The organism is Achromobacter sp. JD-1, assembly GCF_038594925.1.
Taxonomy (GTDB): Bacteria; Pseudomonadota; Gammaproteobacteria; order Burkholderiales; family Burkholderiaceae_B; genus Achromobacter; species Achromobacter spanius_C.
This window is the reverse complement of record NZ_JBCGCS010000108.1, coordinates 1-559: the sequence shown is the minus strand read 5'-3', so window position 1 is coordinate 559 and position 559 is coordinate 1. Positions and strand designations below refer to the sequence as shown.

Below are 559 nucleotides of genomic sequence, written 5' to 3'. Positions count from 1 at the left end.
GCGCTGGAATTTCTGGAACAAGAGCTACTGCGCGCGCGCCAGACGGAGCAGGGAATAACCACTACGGAGCGGACGGGCAACGCGGCTATCGCGAAGTTTCGGCACGAGACGGCCAGGCCCACCGATGGTGCCTATTCGGATCCCCAGCTGCACACCCACGCGCTGTTGATGAACCTCACCCAACGGGCCGATGGGCGCTGGGTCGCCATATCGAACGATGAAATTTATCGATTGAAGTCCATGGTGGAATCGGTGTATCACGCCGAGCTGGCCAGCAGCCTGGAGAAGTCCGGCCATCAAATTCGCTACGAGGGCAAAAGCTTCGAACTCGCGCACATCTCTCGGGACCACATCGAAGGGTTCTCCAAGCGTTCGCAGGACATCAATGCCGAACTGGCGGCGTTGGGTGAAACTCGCGAATCTGCGAGCAGAGCACTCAAGCAAACTATCGCCCTCAAAACTCGCCTGGACAAGGCTCCCGAAATTTCTCGCGAAGAGCTTCAGCGTGACTGGGAACGACAGGCGACTGAACTCGGCATTGATTTCAATGGAGCAAAGC

1 protein-coding gene is annotated in these 559 nt (G+C 57.8%); it reads left to right on the top strand.

Features of this window, described 5'->3' with window-relative positions:
* Positions 1–559: MobF family relaxase (gene mobF, locus WBR68_RS31455; RefSeq protein ID WP_230696281.1), on the top strand; the 559-nt coding region annotated here is incomplete at both ends.